The organism is Streptomyces sp. NPDC046727, assembly GCF_040645635.1.
In the GTDB taxonomy this organism is placed as follows: Bacteria; Actinomycetota; Actinomycetes; order Streptomycetales; family Streptomycetaceae; genus Streptomyces.
Genome location: NZ_JBEYYR010000042.1, coordinates 67,567 through 85,607, shown reverse-complemented (window position 1 = coordinate 85,607; position 18,041 = coordinate 67,567). Strand labels below are relative to the sequence as shown.

12 protein-coding genes are annotated in these 18,041 nt (G+C 72.1%); 2 read left to right on the top strand and 10 right to left on the bottom strand.

The annotated features are described in order from the left end of the window. Positions 1-121: 121 nt before the first annotated feature. The 4 genes from ABZ937_RS36000 to ABZ937_RS35985 all read right to left on the bottom strand — a co-directional run bounded on the left by ABZ937_RS36000 (position 122) and on the right by ABZ937_RS35985 (position 7,436). Entirely contained in the window at positions 122-2,110 is a 1,989-nt protein-coding gene (locus ABZ937_RS36000) for an ATP-dependent DNA helicase (protein ID WP_361698330.1), read from the bottom strand. Between the two features lie 525 nt (positions 2,111-2,635). Then, positions 2,636-3,259 carry a GNAT family N-acetyltransferase gene (locus ABZ937_RS35995; protein WP_361698340.1) on the bottom strand — a complete coding sequence of 208 codons (624 nt, stop codon included), beginning with the start codon at positions 3,257-3,259 and terminating at the stop codon, positions 2,636-2,638. A gap of 226 nt (positions 3,260-3,485) precedes the next feature. After that, on the bottom strand, positions 3,486-5,645 hold the full coding sequence (locus ABZ937_RS35990; protein ID WP_361698328.1) for an IucA/IucC family protein: 2,160 nt from the start codon (positions 5,643-5,645) through the stop codon (positions 3,486-3,488). A gap of 198 nt (positions 5,646-5,843) precedes the next feature. Next, positions 5,844-7,436, bottom strand: a complete 1,593-nt coding sequence (locus ABZ937_RS35985; RefSeq protein ID WP_361698326.1) for a diaminobutyrate--2-oxoglutarate transaminase family protein — start codon at positions 7,434-7,436, stop codon at positions 5,844-5,846. A 448-nt stretch (positions 7,437-7,884) separates the two neighbouring features. Between ABZ937_RS35985 and ABZ937_RS35980 the strand changes: the two genes are divergently transcribed. Next, positions 7,885-9,108, top strand: coding sequence for a hypothetical protein (locus tag ABZ937_RS35980; protein ID WP_361698324.1), 1,224 nt, complete (start codon positions 7,885-7,887; stop codon positions 9,106-9,108). A gap of 55 nt (positions 9,109-9,163) precedes the next feature. Here ABZ937_RS35980 and hflX read toward each other — a convergent pair whose 3' ends face one another. From hflX to miaA, 6 genes are all read right to left on the bottom strand, one after another. After that, complete coding sequence (gene hflX / locus ABZ937_RS35975) at positions 9,164-10,654, bottom strand: GTPase HflX (protein ID WP_361698322.1); 1,491 nt, start codon at positions 10,652-10,654, stop codon at positions 9,164-9,166. 158 nt (positions 10,655-10,812) lie between these two features. Continuing rightward, positions 10,813-12,321 carry a M1 family metallopeptidase gene (locus tag ABZ937_RS35970; protein ID WP_361698320.1) on the bottom strand — a complete coding sequence of 503 codons (1,509 nt, stop codon included), beginning with the start codon at positions 12,319-12,321 and terminating at the stop codon, positions 10,813-10,815. An 82-nt stretch (positions 12,322-12,403) separates the two neighbouring features. After that, a complete protein-coding gene (locus tag ABZ937_RS35965) occupies positions 12,404-14,659 on the bottom strand; it encodes an HD domain-containing protein (protein ID WP_361698318.1) in 2,256 nt (751 codons plus the stop codon). A gap of 223 nt (positions 14,660-14,882) precedes the next feature. Then, complete coding sequence (gene dapF, locus ABZ937_RS35960; protein ID WP_361698316.1) at positions 14,883-15,752, bottom strand: diaminopimelate epimerase; 870 nt, start codon at positions 15,750-15,752, stop codon at positions 14,883-14,885. 100 nt (positions 15,753-15,852) lie between these two features. Then, entirely contained in the window at positions 15,853-16,476 is a 624-nt protein-coding gene (locus ABZ937_RS35955) for a hypothetical protein (protein ID WP_361698338.1), read from the bottom strand. 107 nt (positions 16,477-16,583) lie between these two features. Next, entirely contained in the window at positions 16,584-17,522 is a 939-nt protein-coding gene (gene miaA, locus ABZ937_RS35950; RefSeq protein WP_361698314.1) for a tRNA (adenosine(37)-N6)-dimethylallyltransferase MiaA, read from the bottom strand. 183 nt (positions 17,523-17,705) lie between these two features. Here miaA and ABZ937_RS35945 point away from each other — a divergent pair, with 183 nt between their 5' ends. Next, complete coding sequence (locus tag ABZ937_RS35945) at positions 17,706-18,029, top strand: hypothetical protein (RefSeq protein ID WP_361698312.1); 324 nt, start codon at positions 17,706-17,708, stop codon at positions 18,027-18,029. Positions 18,030-18,041 lie beyond the last annotated feature (12 nt).

Here is an 18,041-nt window from a genome sequence, read left to right as displayed (position 1 = left end):
ACGCTCACCGCCGCCGCCGAGGCGCTCGGCGTGACCGTGCCGGGCGCGTCCAGCATCCCGGCGGTGGACTCCGGGCACGACCGGATGGCCGCGAACGGCGCCGGTCACGCCCCCCTCGCGATCACTTCGCCGCCGTCTCCGCCTCCGTCTGCTTCGCCGCCGCGTCGATCGCCGCGAGCGACTTGCGGACCTGGTTACGGTCCGTGGTGTACCAGAAGTCCGGCAATGACGCCTTGAGGTAGCCGCCGTACCGGGCGGTGGCCAGCCGCTGGTCCAGTACGGCGACGACGCCCCGGTCGCCGGACGCCCGGACGAGACGGCCGGCGCCCTGCGCCATGAGCAGGGCCGCGTGGGTGGCCGCCACCGCCATGAAGCCGTTGCCGCCCGCGTCCTCCACCGCCTTCTGGCGCGCGCTCATCAGCGGGTCGTCGGGACGCGGGAACGGGATCTTGTCCATGACGACCAGCTGGCAGCTGGGGCCCGGGACGTCGACGCCCTGCCACAGCGACAGCGTGCCGAAGAGACACGTCTTGGGGTCGGCCGCGAAGTTCTTGATCAGTTCGCCGAGCGTCTCCTCGCCCTGGAGCAGGATCGGGAACTCGGGGATCCGGGAGCGCAGCTCCTCCGCGGCGAGCTGGGCGGCCCGCATGGACGAGAACAGGCCGAGGGTCCGCCCGCCGGCCGCCTGGATCAGCTCGGTCAGCTCGTCCAGCATGTCGGCGCGCTCACCGTCGCGCGCGGGGCGCGCCAGGTGCTTGGCGACGTACAGGATGCCCTGCTTGGGGTAGTCGAAGGGCGAGCCGACGTCGACGCCCTTCCACTGCGGAAGGTCCTCTCCCTCCATGCCCTCCGGGCCGAGCCCCAGGGAGGCGCCGACGCCGTTGAAGTCCCCGCCCAGCTTGAGCGTCGCCGAGGTGAGGACGACGGACCGGTCGGCGAAGAGCTTCTCCCTGAGCAGACCGGAGACGGACATGGGGGCGACCCGGAGGGAGGCGCCGAAGCGGTCGTGTCGCTCGTACCAGACGACGTCCCACTCCGAGCCGTTCAGGACCCGCTCCGCCACGTCGTGCACCGTCTCCACCGAGGCCAGCGCCTGCTTGCGGACCGCGTCCTCGTCCTGGACGGACTTGTCGCGCGTCGCGCCGAGCGCGGAGATCACCGTGCGGGCTGCGTCGCGCAGCGCCATCAGGGCGTAGCCGAGGTCCTCCGGGATCTCCTCCAGGCGGCCCGGCAGTGCGAGTTCCATGAGCCGCTCGAAGCCCTCGGCGGCCGTCTGGAGCTGATCGGCCGCCTTCTCGTCGACGAGCTTGGCGGCACGGCGCACGGCACGATTGACCTGGCCGGGCGTGAGTTCGCCGGTGGCGACGCCGGTGACACGCGAGACGAGTTCATGTGCCTCGTCCACGATCAGCACCTCGTGCTGCGGCAGCACCGGGGCGCCCTCGATGGCGTCGATGGCCAGCAGTGCGTGGTTCGTGACGACGACCTCGGCGAGCTTGGCCCGCTCACGAGCCATCTCCGCGAAGCACTCGGCGCCGTACGCACACTTCGACGCGCCCAGGCATTCCCGCGACGACACCGACACCTGAGCCCAGGCGCGGTCCGAGACGCCCGGGGTGAGGTCGTCCCGGTCTCCGTCCTCGGTCTCGTCAGCCCAGTCCCGCAACCGCAGCAGATCCTGGCCCAGCTTGCTGGTGGGCGCGGCGGCCTCGAACTGGTCGAAGAGCCCCTCCTCCTCGTCCTGCGGCATGCCCTCGTGCAGCCGGTGCAGGCACAGGTAGTTCGACCGGCCCTTGAGCATCGCGAACTCCGGGCGGCGGCGCAGCAGCGGGTGCAGGGCGTCGACCGTACGCGGCAGGTCGCGCTCCACGAGCTGGCGCTGCAGGGCGAGTGTGGCCGTCGCGACGATCACCCGTTCTCCGTGCGCGAGCGCGGGCACGAGATAGCCCAGCGACTTTCCGGTGCCGGTGCCGGCCTGGACCAGCAGGTGGGATCCGTCGTCGATCGCCTCGGCGACCGCTTCGGCCATGGTCACCTGGCCGGGGCGCTCCGTGCCGCCGACGGCGGAGACGGCGGCGTGCAGGAGTTCGGAGAGGGAGGGCTTCGTCATAGCCTGACCACCCTACGGCCCAGCACTGACAAACGGGTGGTCATCGCGGGGGCGGGGGGTGGGATCACGGACTGGGCTCCTGGGGTGGTGGGCTGGGGGGGGCTGGTGTGGTGGTGGTCGGTCGCTGCTGGGCGGGGTGATGGGCTGGGCTGGTTGTGAGCCGGCGCTGATGGCGGGGCTCGGTCGGGCTTGCGCGGTCAGGAATGTGTCGGGCGGGGATGTATCGGTGAGGCCTTGGGGCCGGTGCCCTGGGGGGTGGTCGACCGGCTCGGCGGTAGGCGTTCGTCGGGCGGGGCAAGGCGTCGGCGCTGCGGGACACCGGCGCCGGGCACCAGTGCTGAAGCGGTGTACACCAAGGTCTGGGCCGTGCCGCACGCCTCCGCCCAGGCGGCGCGCACCAGCGTCTGTGCGACGTGGGACGCCAGCGGCTGGGCGCTGCGAGACACCCGCGAAAGTTTTTCTTCGACGCGGGAACACCGCGGATCCGCCGTTCGTATCTCATTGTGAGCGTCCGAACACATGGCGCTACAGCACATCGCGCAGGACTCGGTCCCGGATCATGAGGGCGGCCCGCTTGCCGGGCAGTTCGACCTCGGCCGCGAATCGGAACCCGGCGCTCAGGAACGCGGCGACGGAGGGGGTGTTGCGAAGATCGGGTTCCGCCACGACACGTGCGCAGGCAGGACGACGGTCGAGGATCAGGTCGGCTACGGCGCGGAGGAGGGCGGAGCCCAGTCCTCGTCCCCGGTCGGCGACGTCAGCGACGAGGAGATGGATCCCGGTGTCGTGGGGACGGGCCGGGTAGCGGCGGGCCAGCGGATCCAGGTCCGCGCGGTAGATCTCCCAGTAGCTCATCGGTGTGCCGTCGAGCACACCGAGACACGGCACGCTGCGCCCGTCGCCGTGGAGCTGGGTCCGCAGGTGGTCCTCCGTCCGGTTCCGGGGCCCGGCCAGTTCCCAGAACTCCGCGACGGCGGGGTCGTTCATCCAGCGATGGACGAGCGGCAGGTGCTGATCGATGCGCACGGGCTCCAGCTGGAAGGAGCCGACGGGGGTCATGACCGGGCCCCAGGTGGCGGGTCGGCCGAGGAGGCCCGCCGTGGCTCCGACGTAAAGGTCCACGAACTCGGTCGGCAGGCGCAGGTCCAGTGTGTCCTCGCTGTCCGGGTCGTCGTCCGCGACGGTGAAGCGGCCGAGCGGAGAGTTCCGGGGGCCCTCGGTGGTCGCGTGGGGGCCGGGGCCGGCGCTCGCGTCGGTGGGAGGCACGGTGCGCTCCTCTCAGGAGACGAGGTGGGTCATGTTCCTCGGTTGTGCGGGAGTCGGTGCGGCCCGCTGGAGGGGCGGTCCGCTCAGGTGGTGCGCAGAAGTACTTCGCTCAGGAATGAAGGGGGTTGGCGATGGTGACGTAGACGGACTGGGTATCGACCGGGCCGACGAGTTCGTCGAGGCCGTGCAGCCGGGTCAGCAGGTTGGCCTTGCAGCGCAGGACGGGTGAGTCGAGCAGGAGGCCGGGCAGGGAGGTGCGCAGCGCGGCGGGTCCTGAGGCGATGCCGGTGAGGAAGCGGCGGAAGGCCGCGAGGAGCAGTCGCTCGTCGGCGAGGCGCTGGGAGCCGAAGGCGCCGATCAGGCCGAGCACATTGTTGACCGCGAGGTAATAGGCGAAGCGTTCGTCGGTGACCTCGTCCGGGACGAAGGTGTCGCTGCGGTCGCCGATGCCGGGCAGCCGGGCGTCCAGTTCGGCTCGCCGGGAATCACGGAAGTAGTACCCCTGGTTGTCACGGTAACGGCCGCCGGCGGGCCAGCCGTCGCCGTCCAGCAGGAGCAGCGTGTTCTGCTGGTGGGCTTCGAGGGCGATGCCGGCCGCGCTGTCCAGCCAGAGAACGGGGCGGACGACGTGTTCCAGGTAGCGCAGGAACCACTCCGTGGCGACGGCACCGACGGGTCGGCCGGTGCGGGCGGCGAGATGTGCGACGAGCTGGGCCAGGCGGGACCGCATCGGCCAAGTGGTGTGGCGCGGCGAGGTGCCGGCTTGTGGCTCCGGGCGAGGACGCGGTGAGACGAGTCCGGCGACGCAGCCGACGTCGTCGGCCGGGGCGAACGGGTTGTGCCGGATCACCACGTCGAGTCCTGGCACGGGCCGGCCGTCCGGGGCGTCGACGGCGAGCCAGGCCGGGTCGCGGACGATGTCGAAGGCGGGGTGAGCCGCCTGCCACTGCTCGGCCAGGCCGGTGCGCAGCAGCCGGTGCACCTCGACACCGCGATGGAGTTCCTTGCGGAGGTTCTCGCGGCGGGAGTTGGTGATGCGCAGGGCCAGCGAGAGCTTGAGCATCGCCGGGGCACCGGTTCGGTGGACGGTTCGTACGGAGGAGGTGGGGTGCCAGGAAGTGCCGATGGTGCCGAGGTCACGGAGGAGTCCGGAGTCGAGCAGCGCGGCGACGGACGGGCGGTGCCGTACCTCGCGTGCTTGCCAGGGGTGCAACGGCAGCGCGGTGTATCCGTCGGGCAGCGGCAGAACGGTGCCGGCGAGACGTCGGATGAGGTGGTCGGCGGGTACGGGACGGCCGCGCTCGGTCCAAGCCGAGTCGGTGGCGAGGAGAGAGGGGGCGACAGCCAGCCAGTGCAGAGGGAAGGAGCCGCGCAACTCCGGTGAGTACCGGTCGGCTTCGGCCTCGGTCAGGCCTTCCCGGCTCTTCGGGGTCGGGTGCAGCGGATGCCCGAGGAGGAGGGCCTGTTCGGCACTGAGGAAGAGGTCGGGTGTGTCGGCGGGGTGTTCGCGCCGGTGCCGGATGAACACCGCGATACGGCGGACGGAGTCGGCCACCCTGGCCGCGAGGTCGCTGCCGTTGCTGGGGGTGGTGGTGCCATCGCCAGGGCGGAGGCCGGCGGTGGGGCCGCTGCTGTCGCCGGGGCTACGACCGGCGCCGTCGCCCGGGTCACGACGGACGCCGTTGCCGAGGCCGAGCCCAGCGCCATCACCGGGGCCAACCCCGTCATCGGAGCCGCGGCCGCTGCCGCCACCAGGGCCACGGCCCGCGCCATCGTCGGTGTCAGGGGTGGTGCCATCACCCGGGCCGGCGGGTGTGGGCACAGAGGGGCGCGTGGTGTTGCCCGGGGCAGCGGCTGACTCCCTGACCAGCAGTGCGGTGAGGGTGACGGCGTCGACGGGTGGTGCGGTGTCGGGCGCGTAGGCGAGGCGCGGTGGGCCGAAGCGGTGCCAGCCCGTGGGGGACCAGTAGTGGACCGGGGCGATGAGGGCGGTGCCGCTGGCGGGCAGCGGGATGCGGACGCTGCCGGTCGTGGGAGCGGCGAGGCCGGTCTCGCGGACCCAGCACCGCAGCAGGTTCTCGACGGCTGCGGCCTGGGCCGCGGTGCTGGGATCGGGGTCCTCCAGCGGGTCGGCGCCGGGCACTGTCAGTCGGGTCGGATCCACCTCCCGCTTCTTCTGCTGGGGGACCGACTCGGTGAGCGGTACGGCAGAGCCTCCCTGGTCGTCGGGGGCGCCGGAGCGGCCGTCGGGGGTAGGGGTGGCGTTCATGACGGCTCCTCTGGGGCTGGAGTGAGGTGGTGCGGGCTCGTTCCGTCCGTTCGCTCCGTCGCGGTTGTCTTGGCGCCGGTGCCTCGGGGCCGGTGGTTGCCGGTGGATGCCCAGGAAGGGGTGGAGTGGGGATTGGAATGGGTTAGCGGAACGAAGGCTGGTGTCGGGGGCTGCGGCCGGGTGTGGCGGGCGTGGTGTTCAGCCCGCGTGCTCGGCAGCGCCTGGGTGTCGTTGCTGGTGTGGGCCGTGGGTCTCGTGGTGGCGGGCTGCCGCGGCCACGGCGTCGGTCAGGCGGTCGAGTACGGCCGTCGCCTGTTCGTCGCTGATCGTCAAGGGCGGAAGCAGCCGGACCACGGACGCGTGACGGCCGCCGAGTTCAACGATCAGTCCGCGCTGGAGGCACTCACGCTGCACGGCGGCGGCGAGTTGCGGCGCGGCCGGGCGCGGAGCACGGGCAGGTTCCAACCCGGCCGGCACGGCACCGGGGGCGTCGACGAGGGAGCCCAGGCAGGCGGCTTTCAGGCCGGCCGGCGCGGCGCCCAGGTCGCCGGCGAGAGGCCCCTGGCAGGCGGCTTCCAGCTCGGACGGCGCGGCACCGAAGGCGTCGGCAAGCGGTCCGGCCAAGTCGTCGGCGACGGACCCCGGGCGAGCGGTGGCGTCGTCGGGGTCCGGGTTCACCAGCTCCACCCCGATCATGAGGCCGCGTCCTCGTACGTCTCCCACGCAGGGGAACGCGTGGGTGAGTGGGGCGAGTTGGGTCAGCATGCGGGAGCCGAGGGCGGCGGCGCGTTCGGCGAGGGCGTTCTCGCGGACGTAGGCGAGGGTGGCGGTGCCCGCGGCCATGGCGAGCTGGTTGCCGCGGAAGGTGCCGGCGTGGGCGCCGGGTTGCCAGGTGTCGAGATCGTCGCGATAGACGATCACGGCCAGTGGGAGGCTGCCGCCGATGGCCTTGGACAGGACCATGACGTCGGGAGTGATGCCGGCGTGGTCGACGGCCCAGAAGGCGCCCGTGCGGCCGACTCCGGTCTGGATCTCGTCGGCGATCAGCGGGATGGACCGGTCCGCCGTGAGCTGTCGCATGCGGCGCAGCCAGTCGTCCGGCGCGGGGTTCACCCCGCCCTCGCCCTGGACGGGTTCGAGGATCATCCCGGCCGGCAGCGGTACGCCGGACTTGGGGTCGTCGAGGAGGGACTCGGTCCAGCGGGCGGCGAGTTCGGCGCCGGGCGGGCCGCCGACGCCGAAGGGGCAGCGGTAGTCCTGCGGGTAGGGCAGGCGGGCGACCTGGACGTCTCGGGCGCCGCCGGAGGCGGCCAGGGCTCCGGCGGTCATGCCGTGGTAGGCGCCGGTGAAGGCGAGGATGCCGGTGCGGCCGGTCGCGGCGCGGACCAGTTTGAGGGCGGCTTCGACGGCGTCGGTGCCGGCCGGTCCGCAGAACTGGATGCGGGCGCGGTCGGCGAGGCCGGACGGGAGGGTGCGGAACAGTTCGGTGGTGAAGGCGTCCTTGACGGGGGTCGCGAGGTCGAGGACGGAGAGGGGGGCGCCGGAGTCGAGGACGCTGCGGATGGCTTCCAGCACGACCGGGTGGTTGTGGCCGAGGGCGAGGGTGCCGGCGCCGGAGAGGCAGTCCAGGTATCGGCGGCCGTCGGCGCCCTCGATGGTGAGCCCTCGCGCCCGGACGGGCACGATGGGCAGTGCGCGGGCGTAGGTGCGTGCCGAGGACTCACGCGCCGACTGGCGTCTCAGGATCCCCTCGTGCACGGCCCGCGCGTCTCCCGGTGTGCCTCCAGCCATCGACTCCGTAACGGCCACGGCGTGCTGTCCTCCCCGCTGTTCAAAGGCGAATTGATCCTCGGGGACCGGGCACTGGCAGCAGGCCCCACCGGCTACAACCGCGGACCGTTCGGGCGGTTACGGGGTCGCCCCGAGTTCCTTGGCGGGGCGGTGTGGGTCACGTGCCCCATCTCCCTGCTTGGTGGCGCGAGCAGGCCCCAACGCCTGTGCCACGAGCGGGGGAAGGACGACCGTCGGCGTCCAACTCGTGGTCCGCCGGTCTCAAGGCCCTGTTCAGGTGGCCTGTGACGGAACCGTTGCCGCCCCGTCGGAACTCCCCCGCAGCGACCGCATAGTGTGTGGTCCCGTTCCCACAAGGTCGTGAGACCGGCATGAACCTTCCATGAGTTCGCCGCCGGTGTCGGGGCCGAAGCGCCGAGTTCCTTTCACAGCAGGGGGAGTCCAGACCATGCGATCCATACGGCCGTCGTTCACCGCTCGGCGAGGTAGGGGCGGTCGCCGCACCTCCACCTCGCTGACGGCGGTCGCCCTCGTCTCGGCGCTGGCGCTCACCGCCACCGCCTGCAACGACGACGACAACGCCGACGGCAAGGCGAACGCCACCGCGACCGCGGCGGGCAGCCGCGACGGAAAGATCACGATCCCGGAGGACCTCAAGAAGAGGCTCAAGGAGCACGGGATCGACATCGACAAGTGGAAGAAAGGCGCCTGGAAGAACTGGAACAAGGACGACTGGCTGCGCGAGGCCAACGACTTCGTCAACCCGATCATCAAGGGCCTGTGGGACCCGGACCGGATGCGTGACGCCGACGACCCGGACCAGGGCGTCGACGACAACGACATCTCCGGCGACCAGGGCGTGACGGACCCGACGCCGCAGCCGGTGAAGGCGCAGGCGGTCGCGCCGCCGTACCACACCAGCGCGGCCACCTCGGGCAAGCTGCTCTTCGACTCGCCCGAGGGCACCATGGTCTGCTCGGCGACGGTCGTGCAGGACCCGGCGCACCCGGGCAAGTCCAACCTGGTCTGGACGGCGGGGCACTGTGTGCACGCCGGCAAGAAGGGCGGCTGGTACCGGAACCTCGCGTTCGTGCCGTCGTACAACAACCAGGGCATGTCGTCGGCCGAGCTGCAGAACGCCAGCCGGTCGGAGGTCGCGCCGTACGGGGTGTGGTGGGCCGACGCGGCGAAGACCTCGCAGCAGTGGATCAGCAAGGGCGGTGAGACGGGCGGTGACGGCGCCTCGTACGACTTCGCCGTCATCCATGTGACGCCGGAGCAGGGCAGCGCCGGCAAGTCGCTGGAGGAGACGGTCGGCGGGGCGCTGCCGGTGAACTTCGACGCGCCGGCGGTGCCGAAGGTGAACAGCATCACCGCGTCCGGCTACCCGGCGGCGGCGCCGTTCGACGGTCAGCTGATGTACCGGTGCCAGGACAAGCCGGGCCGGCTCTCCATCGAGCAGTCCGACCCGACGATGTACCGGATCGGCTGCACGATGACCGGTGGTTCCTCCGGCGGCGGCTGGGTGGAGACGGGCGCGGACGGCAAGCCCATGCTGGTGTCCAACACGTCCATCGGCCCGGTGAGCGCGGGCTGGCTGGCCGGTCCCCGGCTGGGTGACGTGGCCAAGGGCGTGTACGAGTCGGTGAGCAAGCAGTTCGCCGGGCAGTGAGCAGGACGAAGGCCCGTCACCCCGGTGGGGTGACGGGCCTTCGTGTTGCCGTGGGTCAGGCCGCGGAGACCGGGCCGTACGGCGCCAGGTCCGCTGCCAGCTCCTCGTGCACCCGGACCTTGAGCAGGGTGCCCTCCGCGGTGTGCTCCTCGGAGATCACCTCGCCCTCGGTGTGGGCGCGGGCGACCAGCTTGCCGTGGGTGTACGGCACGAGCGCCTCGACCTCGACGGACGGCCGCGGCAGGTCGGTGTCGATCAGGGCGAGCAGTTCCTCGAGGCCCTGGCCGGTGCGCGCCGAGACCGCGATGGAGCGCTTCTCGTTGCGCAGCAGCCGCTGGAGGACCAGCGGGTCGGCCGCGTCCGCCTTGTTGATCACGACGATCTCGGGTACGTCGGTGGCGCCGACGTCCCGGATCACCTCGCGCACGGCGGCGAGCTGCTCCTCCGGTACCGGATGCGAGCCGTCCACCACGTGCAGGATCAGGTCGGAGTCGCCGACCTCCTCCATGGTGGAGCGGAACGCCTCGACCAGGTGGTGCGGCAGGTGCCGGACGAAGCCGACGGTGTCGGCCAGCGTGTACAGGCGGCCGCTCGGGGTCTCCGCGCGGCGGACGGTCGGGTCCAGGGTCGCGAACAGGGCGTTCTCGACCAGGACACCGGCGCCCGTGAGGCGGTTGAGCAGGGAGGACTTGCCGGCGTTGGTGTAGCCCGCGATGGCGACGGACGGCACCTTGTTGCGCCGGCGCTCCTGGCGCTTGATCTCGCGGCCCGTCTTCATGTCCGCGATCTCCCGGCGCATCTTCGCCATCTTCTCGCGGATCCGTCGCCGGTCCGTCTCGATCTTGGTCTCACCGGGGCCACGCGTGGCGAGGCCGCCGCGACCGCCACCCATCTGCCGGGACAGCGACTGACCCCAGCCGCGCAGCCGCGGCAGCATGTACTGCATCTGCGCGAGCGCGACCTGCGCCTTGCCCTCTCGGGACTTGGCGTGCTGGGCGAAGATGTCCAGGATCAGGGCCGTACGGTCGATGACCTTGACCTTGACCACGTCCTCCAGCTGGATCAGCTGGCCGGGGCTCAGCTCACCGTCGCAGATGACGGTGTCCGCGCCCGTTTCGAGGACGATGTCGCGCAGCTCGGCGGCCTTGCCGGAGCCGATGTAGGTGGCCGCGTCGGGCTTGTCGCGGCGCTGGATGACGCCGTCGAGCACGAGCGCGCCCGCGGTCTCCGCGAGGGCGGCCAGCTCCGCGAGGGAGTTGTCGGCGTCCTGCGCGGTGCCAGTGGTCCACACGCCGACGAGCACGACCCGCTCCAGGCGGAGCTGGCGGTACTCGACCTCGGTGACGTCCTCCAGCTCGGTGGAGAGGCCGGCGACGCGGCGCAGGGCCGCGCGCTCGGAGCGGTCGAACTGCTCGCCGTCCCGCTCGCCGTCGATCTCGTAGCTCCAGGCGACGTCCTCTTCCATCAGGGCATCGGCCCGAAGACCCTCGGGATAGGCGTGCGCGAGGCGCTTGGTGTCCTGGGAAGGGGAAGAAGAGGAGGTCATTGGATCCTTACGTCGATGAGAGTGCCGTTCCGGCGTCGGACGGCGGTCACCTGGACCGCTTGTCCCTTCAACGCACGAGTACCCCGGGAGATTCCCGTGTCCCGGTGCGCGCGCCGACCCCTAGATGGTCGCACGGTACGGCACGTCTCGTCACCGGGTTATCGGCGGGTCCGGGGCGGGCCGTTCTTGGCCGTCGCCACCTGCTTCCAGTCCGGGTGGCCGGGCATCGGCGGGGTCTTCTCGCCGTACAGCCAGGGCCTCAGGAAGCCGCTCAGGTCGCGGCCGGCGACGGCCGAGGCCAGCTGGACGAAGTCGGCGGTGGTGGCGGTGGTGTCCCGGTGCTCCAGGACCCAGAGGCGCTCCAGCCGCTCGAAGGCCGGTCGGCCGATCTCCTGGCGCAGGGCGTAGAGCGCGAGGGCGGCGCCGTCGTAGATGTTGGGTCGGAAGATGCTGATCTTCTGGCCGGGGGCGGGCGGCTTGGGCCGGGCGGGCGGGCCGCCGGCCTCGCGCCAGCGGTCGGAGGCGCCGTAGGCGGCCTTCATCCGGTCCGCGAGGGACCGGTGGGCGGTCTCCTCGGCGTACAGCGCCTCGTACCAGGTGGCGTGCCCCTCGTTCAACCAGACGTCGGACCAGCTGCGCGGGGTGACGCTGTCGCCGAACCACTGGTGGGACAGCTCGTGCACCATGACCGACTCGAGGTACCACTTCGGGAAGGAGGGCTCGGTGAACAGCCTCTTCTCGAACAGGGAGAGTGTCTGTGTCTCCAGTTCGAAGCCGGTGGCGGCCTGTGCCATGAGCACGCCATAGGTCTCGAACGGGTAGCGGCCGACCTTGCTCTCCATCCAGGCGATCTGGTCGGGGGTCTTCGCGAGCCAGGGTTCGAGGGCCTTGCGGTCGGCCGCGGGCACCACGTCGCGCACGGGCAGTCCGTGCGGTCCCTCGCGGCGCACCACGGCGGAGCGGCCGATGGACACCTGGGCGAGTTCGGTGGCCATGGGGTGCTGGGTGCGGTAGGTCCAGGTGGTGGTGCGGCCGGTCCGGTCGGCGCCGGCGCGCACGCCGTTGGCGACGACGGTGTAGCCGTTCGGCGCGGTGATCCGGAAGGTGAACATCGCCTTGTCGGACGGATGGTCGTTGCAGGGGAACACCACGTGGGCGGCGTCGGCCTGGTTCGCCATGACGAGGCCGTCGGAGGTGCGCACCCAGCCGCCCTGCTCGTCCTTGCCGTAGACGGGGTCGCTGGTGTGCCGCACGGTGATCCGGGTCCAGCGGCCCTCCGACAGCGGCTCCTCGGGGGTGACGACCAGGTCCTCACCGGCGCTGGCGAAGTCCGCGGGACGTCCGTCGACCTCGACCGACCGCACGCTGCCGTGCGTGAAGTCGAGGTTGATCCGCTCCAGGTCGGCGGTGGTCCAGGCGTCGATGGTGGTGACGGCCTGCAGCGGCTTGTCGTTGGTACCGGGGTAGGTCAGGGACAGGTCGTACGAGGCGACGTCGTAGCCCGGGTTGCCCAGGTACGGGTAGAGCCGGTCGCCGACGCCGAGCGGTTCGGCCGGAGCCGCGGCGGCGACGAGGCAGACAGAGACGGCGGCGGCGAGCAGGGCCGCCTTCCGGTGCCGGGACCTCCTGAGCTGGGTCCGGCGGCGAGGGCGAGGGGTGAGCAGCATGGACCACCGCTACCAGGGCGTGCCCGTCCCGCGGCGGCGACGCGCGCCCGGCCCACCCGAACGGGTAGGCCGGACGCCGTCGTCAGGAGGCAGGCGCCTGGTGCTGTGCCCTGCTCACGTCGTACACCCCCGGTACGTCCCGCATGGCGCGCATCAGGGCCGGGAGGTGGGCGGCGTCGGGGAGCTGGAGGGTGTACGTGTGGCGCACCCGCTGCTGGCTGGGCGGTTCGACGGTGGCGGAGACGATCTCGGCGCCTTCCAGGGCGATCGCCTCGGTGAGATCGGCGAGCAGATGGGGGCGGCCGAACGATTCAGCGACCAGGGTGACCCGGCATTCGGCGGTGTCCCCCCAGCGCACGCCGATCTCCGCGCGCCCCCTGTTCTTCATGTGCGCCACCGCGGCGCACTCCACGCGGTGCACGGTCACCACTCCCCCGCGTACCGCGAAGCCGGTGATCTCGTCCGGCGGCACGGGCGTGCAGCACCCGGCGAGCCGTACGGCGGCGCCGGGCCGGTCCAGGAGGACGTCGGCGCGCCGGGGGCGGGGGGCGGGTGCGCTGTCCGCGCCCCGCGTGGCGGAGGCGCCCGCGGCGGCTGCGGGGCGGGCCGGCGCGGGCTCCGCGTCGGGTACCGATGCCGCGCGCGGCGCTGCGCCGGTCGCGGCGGGCTCGGCGCCCGTGCCGGCCGGCTCGGCCGTGCCGGTGCCGCCGCCGGGGTGGGTGGCCAGCCAGCGCTGGATGGCGATGCGGGCGGCCGGCGTGTGGGCGTGCTCCAGCCATTCGCGGGAGGGCTCGGAGGCCGGGTCCTGGCCCATCAGGAGCTGGACCGTGTCGCCGTCGCGCAGAACGGTGCTGAGGGTGGCCAGGCGGCCGTTGACGCGGGCGCCGATGCAGGCGTGCGCGTCCTCGCCGTACTGCGCGTAAGCGGCGTCCACGCAGGTGGCGCCCTCGGGCAGGCCGAGGGTGCCGCCGTCGGGCCGGAAGACGGTGATCTCGCGGTCCTGGGCGAGGTCCTCGCGCAGGGTGGACCAGAAGGTGTCGGGGTCGGGGGCGGCCTGCTGCCAGTCGAGGAGCCGGGAGAGCCAGCCGGGGCGGGTGGGGTCGGCGCGCTCGCCGTCGGCCGCCTGGGACTGCTCCTCCGAAGGAGGAGCGTAGGGATTGCCGAGCGCGACGACTCCGGCCTCAGCGGCTTTGTGCATCTGGTGGGTACGGATGAGGACTTCGGCGACCTGGCCGTCCGCGCGGGCGACGGCGGTGTGCAGCGACTGGTAGAGGTTGAACTTCGGTACGGCGATGAAGTCCTTGAACTCCGAGACGACCGGCGTCATACAGGTGTGCAGTTCGCCGAGGACGGCGTAGCAGTCCGCGTCCTCGTTCACGAGCACCAGGAGGCGGCCGAAGTCTGCGCCGCGCAGTTCTCCGCGCTTGCGGGCCACGCGGTGGACGGACACGAAGTGGCGGGGGCGGATGAGGACTTCGGCCGGGATGTCGGCCTCACGCAGCACCCCGCGGACCTCGTCGGCGACCTCGGCGAGGGTGTCGTCGGGACGGGCCGCGTTTGCGGCGATCAGTTCCCTGGTGTGCTCGTACTCCTCGGGGTGGAGGATGGCGAAGACCAGGTCCTCCAGTTCGGTCTTGAGGGCCTGGACGCCGAGGCGTTCGGCGAGCGGGATGAGGACGTCACGGGTGACCTTGGCGATCCGCGCCTGTTTCTCGGGGCGCATCACGCCGAGCGTGCGCATGTTGTGCAGACGGTCGGCGAGTTTGATCGACATCACGCGCACGTCGTTGCCGGTGGCGACGAGCATTTTACGGAAGGTCTCCGGCTCGGCGGCGGCTCCGTAGTCGACCTTCTCCAGTTTCGTGACGCCGTCGACCAGATAACGCACCTCCTCGCCGAATTGTTCCCGCACCTGATCGAGCGTCACCTCGGTGTCCTCGACCGTGTCGTGCAGCAGAGACGCCGTCAAGGTCGTGGTCTCGGCGCCGAGTTCGGCCAGGATCAGGGTCACGGCGAGCGGGTGCGTGATGTACGGCTCGCCGCTCTTGCGCATCTGGCCGCGGTGCGAGGACTCCGCCAGGACGTAGGCGCGGCGCAGGGGTTCGAGGTCGGCGTCGGGGTGGTGGGCGCGGTGCGCCTCCACGACGTGGCTGATCGCGTCGGGCAGCTTGCCGCGGGCGGCGGGGCCGAGCAGCGCGGCCCGGCCGAGCCGGCGCAGATCGATCCGGGGCCGGGACTTTCTGCGTGCCGCGGCGGGCGCCACGGACGCTGTGAGCGCTTGTGGCGCTGTGGGCGCTACCGGGCCAGCGGTCGCAGGGTTCGTGGCCTCCGCACTCATGGGCACCTCCGGCTCGTGAACCGGCGGACGGAGCCCCATGGCACACGCGGCTCAGGGATGGCGACGTTCCCCCGTCCGTGCCGGTGCTTGATGCTATCGAGCCCATCACGTACGACAGACCGCCTCTCGCCGAGCGTGAAACGGATCACCCATTCGAGCGACGGCGGCGAGGTTTAGAGTCTGCGTCAGGTGCCCAGCACTCGGCCGCGGTTTCGAACGGCGGTCAGCCGAGTGCGTGAGTCAGCCACTCGGGGTCGATCTCGCCCTCGGCGACGATCACGGCGGGTCCGGTCATCTCGATCTCGCCGTCGGGGCGCTCGGTGATGACCAGGCGTCCGCCGGGCACGTCGACGGTGTACGTCGCCGGGGTGCCCGTGACGGCCGGGTCGGCGCCGTCCCGCCGGGCGGTGGCCACGGCGACGGCGCACGCGCCCGTGCCGCACGAGCGGGTCTCGCCGGAGCCGCGCTCGTGCACGCGCAGGGCGACGTGGCGGGGGCCGCGGTCGACGACGAACTCGACGTTCACCCCGTCCGGGTAGGCGGACGCAGGGCTGACAGGCGGCGCGGCGTACAGGTTTCCGGCGTGCGCGAGGTCGTCGACGAAGGCGACCGCGTGCGGGTTGCCCATGTTCACGTTGCGCGCGGGCCAGCTGCGCTCGCCGACGGTGACCGTGACATCCCCTTCGGGGAGGCGGGCGCGGCCCATGCCGACGGTGATGTCACCGTCCTTCGCGATGTGGACGGTCTTCACGCCCGCGCGCGTGGCGATGGCGAGATCACCTTCGGCCACATGTCCCGCGTGCTGGAGGTAGCGCGCGAACACACGGACGCCGTTGCCGCACATCTCGGCGACCGAGCCGTCGCCGTTGCGGTAGTCCATGAACCACTCGGCCTCGGCGGCCATCTCCCGGGCCTCCGGGTGCGCCGCGGACCGTACGACGTGCAGCACCCCGTCGCCGCCGATGCCCGCGCGGCGGTCGCACAGGGCGGCGACGGCGGCAGGGGACAGGTCGACGGCGTTCTCCGGGTCCGGGACGATCACGAAGTCGTTCTCGGTGCCGTGACCCTTGAGGAAGGCGATGGGGCTGCTCATTCCTCGATCGTACGGGAGCGCTCCGCCGGGCGGCCGACGGGAGGCGGGGGTGATCGCGCGACGCCCGCTCCCTTGCGGGGATCCTTCGGTGAAGGGTGCTTCAGCGGAGCCTTGCCACGCGCCAGACGGCGAGGATCGCCGCCACGGCCACCAGCACGACGTAGCCGAGTACGACCCGCCAGTCGGGGCGGCGGCCGGAGCCGCGCGGGGGCAGGCCGGGCCAGGTGTAGCCCACCCTGCGGGCGGCCATCATGCCCCAGCCCGCCGCGCAGGAGCAGATCAGCAGGCCGAGCATGGCGATGACCGCGCCGCTGTCGCCGAAGTCGAAGGCGAGCGGGAAGGCGAACATCAGGGAGCCGACGGCGGCGAGGCCGACGATGGGCGCGAGCTGCCAGATGCGCAGCCGGCGCTGCGGGCGCAGCTCGACCTCGACCTCCGGACCGCCCGGGTACATCTCCTCGGGCTCCGGTCCGTCGGCGGTGACGCCGCCCGCGGTGTCGTCGGGCCCGTCGTCGGTGAGCCGGTCCTCGATCAGAGGGCCGTCGGGCAGAGGGTCCTCGGTGAGGCGGTCCTCGATCAGGCCGTCGCCGATCAGACCGTCGTCGATCAGGCCGTCGTCGGTCGGACGGTCCTCGGTCCGGCGGTCTTCGCCGCGGCCAGGATCGTCACCCTCTGCAGTGAGGTGCTCGGCACTTTGTGCGGTGTCGCGAGGGCCGGCCTCCATCGCCACGCGCCCTCCCAACTAGGCTCCACTTGGTCGATCGAAGCTCGATGATGGCACGGCACCGAAGGCCGGGATGACCGGCGGCGCATCCCGATGCCATGACGTGATCAGGCTGTGACCGGTCGTTCGACCAACGCCAGGGCCTGCTGCGGAAGTTCCCCGCGGTCCACGACGGCCCCACTCAACCAGTGCACCCGGGGATCGCGCCTGAACCATGAATCCTGGCGGCGCGCGAAGCGCTTGGTGGCACGCACGGTCTCCGCCCGCGCTTCCGCTTCGGTGCACTCCCCGGCGAGCGCCGCGAGTACCTGCTGGTAGCCGAGCGCGCGCGACGCCGTGCGCCCCTCGCGCAGGCCCTGCGCCTCCAGTGCGCGCACCTCGTCCACGAGGCCCGCCTCCCACATCCGGTCGACGCGCCGCGCGATGCGGTCGTCCAGTTCTGGACGAGCCACGTCGACGCCGATCTGGACGGTGTCGTAGACGGAGTCGTGACCGGGCAGGTTGGCCGTGAACGGCTGGCCGGTGATCTCGATCACCTCCAGGGCCCGGACGATGCGGCGGCCGTTGCTCGGCAGGATCGCGCGGCCGGCGTCGGGGTCGGCGGCGGCCAGCCGGGCGTGCAGGGCGCCCGGGCCGCGCAGCGCCAGCTCCTCCTCCAGGCGGGCCCGGACCTCCGGGTCGGTGCCGGGGAACTCCAGGTTGTCGACGGCGCCGCGGACGTACAGCCCCGAGCCGCCGACCAGGATCGGCCAGCGGCCCTCGGCGAGCAGGGCGTCGATCCGCGCGCGGGCCAGCTTCTGGTACTCGGCGACCGAGGCGGTGACCGTCACGTCCCAGATGTCCAGCAGGTGGTGCGGTATGTCGCCGCGCTCCTCGGGCGTCAGCTTGGCGGTACCGATGTCCATCCCTCGGTACAGCTGCATGGAGTCGGCGTTGACGACCTCACCGCCGAGCTGTTGGGCCAGGAAGACGCCGAGATCGGACTTTCCGGCCGCGGTGGGGCCGACGACGGCGATGACGCGGGGGGCGAGGGGTGCACTGCTCACCGCACCAGTTTCGCAAACCTCCTGGCGAGGTCTCGAACGAGTTACGTGACGACGCTGATCCCGGGTCGTTGCCCGAGGCGAGGTGCCGCCCGCCGGGATGCCGGAGGCGGTGACCCGGGCGGCGCAACCGTACGCACCGGGCGACGCGGGAATTCGCCCGCACGAGTACCGTATGGAGTGGATATGGGCGTGTTTGCACGGCTTCTCGGCAGGTCGAAGGCGACTCCGGGGACGTCGGTCGAGGAGGCACAGGCCGGCACGGAGCCGGAGGGTGCCGAGGCGGCGCGGACGGAGGAGGCGGAGTCGGCGGAGGCGAGGGAGGCCGGGGCGACGAAGGCGGCGAAGGCGGCGGACGAGGCCGGGGACGGACGCGAGGACGGACGCGAGGACGTGTCCGTGCGGTCGGACGCCGGCACGGACGAGACGTCCGACGATGCCGGGATCCCCCGGCAGCCGTCCGCCGGTGAGGCCGCCGACAGCGAGGCCGGCGAAGGCGCCCGCACATAACTGCCCCGCGAG

Bases quoted from the DNA above. Each gene is read 5' to 3' on its own strand.
- ABZ937_RS36000 (WP_361698330.1), bottom strand. From the start codon at position 2,110: ATGACGAAGCCCTCCCTCTCCGAACTCCTGCACGCCGCCGTCTCCGCC.
- ABZ937_RS35990 (WP_361698328.1), bottom strand. From the start codon at position 5,645: ATGAACGCCACCCCTACCCCCGACGGCCGCTCCGGCGCCCCCGACGAC.
- ABZ937_RS35985 (WP_361698326.1), bottom strand. From the start codon at position 7,436: ATGGCTGGAGGCACACCGGGAGACGCGCGGGCCGTGCACGAGGGGATC.
- ABZ937_RS35980 (WP_361698324.1), top strand. From the start codon at position 7,885: ATGCGATCCATACGGCCGTCGTTCACCGCTCGGCGAGGTAGGGGCGGT.
- hflX (WP_361698322.1), bottom strand. From the start codon at position 10,654: ATGACCTCCTCTTCTTCCCCTTCCCAGGACACCAAGCGCCTCGCGCAC.
- ABZ937_RS35970 (WP_361698320.1), bottom strand. From the start codon at position 12,321: ATGCTGCTCACCCCTCGCCCTCGCCGCCGGACCCAGCTCAGGAGGTCC.
- ABZ937_RS35965 (WP_361698318.1), bottom strand. From the start codon at position 14,659: ATGAGTGCGGAGGCCACGAACCCTGCGACCGCTGGCCCGGTAGCGCCC.
- dapF (WP_361698316.1), bottom strand. From the start codon at position 15,752: ATGAGCAGCCCCATCGCCTTCCTCAAGGGTCACGGCACCGAGAACGAC.
- ABZ937_RS35955 (WP_361698338.1), bottom strand. From the start codon at position 16,476: ATGGAGGCCGGCCCTCGCGACACCGCACAAAGTGCCGAGCACCTCACT.
- ABZ937_RS35945 (WP_361698312.1), top strand. From the start codon at position 17,706: ATGGGCGTGTTTGCACGGCTTCTCGGCAGGTCGAAGGCGACTCCGGGG.